The organism is Acidovorax sp. KNOB132 (genome assembly GCF_057541515.1).
In genome coordinates, this window is sequence record NZ_BAAJYT010000462.1 from 1 (window position 1) to 1,792 (window position 1,792).

Genomic DNA, 1,792 nt, shown 5'->3' on the forward strand with positions numbered 1-1,792 from the left:
CATGCCGCCCGCCTGCGGTCCGCCCGCGCCGCCCTGGCCCGAAGGCCGGCCGGCATCGAACTCCGCCTGCGACAGGCTGCCGTCACCATCCGCATCCAGCTGGCCGAACAGCTCGTCGCTGCTGGTGCCGGTGGCGCTGGCGGTGCCGCCGGACATTTTTTCCAGGAGGGCTTGCAATTCCGCCTGGCTCACCTTGCCATCGCTGTCGCCGTCCACCTTGCCGAACAGGTCGTCGCCGGCCTGGCCGGTGGCGCCGCTGCCGGCGTCGCTGCGCGACTGGGCGAAGTCCATGGTGGAGCGCTGCGGCAGCACGCTCTCCAGCGTCTTGGACAGCTCATCGCTGCTCAGGCTGCCGTTGCCGTCGCTGTCGTACTTCTGGATCAGGTCCGAAGCGCTGGTGCTGCTGTCCACACCGCTTTTCTTCGCCACCTTGTCCAGCAGCCCCTGCAGCTCGGTGCCGTCCACGCCGCCGCTGCCATCGGCATCCAATTTTCCGAACAGGCGCTCCGGCGAAGGTCCGGGGCGCGAAGCCCGCTGGACGCTCGCACTGGACCACGCGCTGCCGACACTACTGATGGTCGTCATCATCGTTCCTTTCGTTCCAAGGGTTGGCGGCTGCCGCGCCGTCGTGCGTCCCGGGAGCGGGGCGCGCGCACCGGCAGCAGCCTGCAGCCCATTCTTGGAAGCGCCGGTAACGGCGGTTTGTCCCGTTTGTATCGGGCCTGGTACGAAAGGGTTGGCCAAGGCGCGAACAGCGGGGAAAAAGCCCGCCAGTTCCCGCGCAACGCCGCGCGGGCGCTGCGTACACTGGGGCGGCAACCCCGCTTTTCCGCCCGCTCCCATGCAACACATCCTGGTGGTCGATGACGACGACGACATCACCGCGCTGCTGACGCAGTACCTCGCCCGCTTCGGCTATGCCACCCATGCGGCGCGCGATGCGCAGACCCTGCGCGAGCGCATGGCCGCGCAGGCCATGGACCTCGTCGTGCTGGACATCATGCTGCCCGGCACCGACGGCATCACCCTGGCGCGCGAGCTGCGCGAGCGCTCGGCCGTGCCCATCATCATGCTCACCGCGCGCGCCAATCCGTACGACTGCGTGCTCGGGCTGGAAATGGGCGCCGACGACTACATGAGCAAGCCCTTCGAGCCGCGCGAGCTGGTCGCCCGCATCCAGAACGTGCTGCGGCGCGCGGCGGGCCGTCCCGCGGCCGAGCCCGCGGTGCCGGACGACGTCGTGCGCTTCGACGGCTGGGCGCTGCACAGTGTGGAGCGCCATCTCGTCTCGCCGTCCGGCGTCACCGTGCCGCTCACCAACGCCGAATACCGCCTGCTGTGCACCTTCCTGCGCATGCCGCGGCGCGTGTGCAGCCGCGACCAGCTCATGGAGCATGCGCGCGGCCGCACCATGGATTCCTTCGAGCGCAGCATCGACCTGCTGGTCTCGCGCCTGCGCCACAAGCTGTCGGACGACCCGCGCGCACCCGCCTTCATCCGCACGGTGCGCGGCGTGGGCTACCTGTTTCACACCCAGACCGTGCAGGGGTTGGCGGGCAGGACGCAGTGATGCGGGCCGCGGCCACCGCGTCGATGGCGCCCGCGCGCGCAGGGTGGCGCCGCTGGCTGCCGGACACCCTGTTCGGCCGGCTGGCGCTGCTGCTGTTCGTGGCCGTCACGGCCAGCCACGTGCTGGCCCTCACGCTGATGTTTGAGCTGCGCCCGGCCGGCATGGGCCCGCCGCCGCCACCCGGGGGCCGCCATGGACGGCGATGCCGCGCGGCGCCCGCCA

The 1,792-nt window shown here is 70.9% G+C and carries 2 protein-coding genes and 1 pseudogene; 2 read left to right on the top strand and 1 reads right to left on the bottom strand.

Annotated elements, in window-relative coordinates; genetic code table 11:
• On the bottom strand, positions 1–585 hold a 585-nt coding region (gene xopAW / locus AC27IO_RS23715), incomplete at its 3' end, for a XopAW family type III secretion system calcium-binding effector (protein ID WP_498741111.1).
• A 256-nt stretch (positions 586–841) separates the two neighbouring features.
• On the opposite strand from xopAW, the gene AC27IO_RS23720 reads away from it, so the two are divergent.
• Both AC27IO_RS23720 and AC27IO_RS23725 read left to right on the top strand, forming a co-directional pair.
• The gene (locus tag AC27IO_RS23720; protein WP_317354720.1) at positions 842–1,570 is read left to right on the top strand and encodes a response regulator; all 729 of its coding nucleotides are present in this window, start codon (positions 842–844) and stop codon (positions 1,568–1,570) included.
• A pseudogene (locus tag AC27IO_RS23725) lies at positions 1,570–1,792 on the top strand (hypothetical protein); the annotation flags it as partial. The gene AC27IO_RS23720 and the pseudogene AC27IO_RS23725, both read left to right, overlap by 1 nt.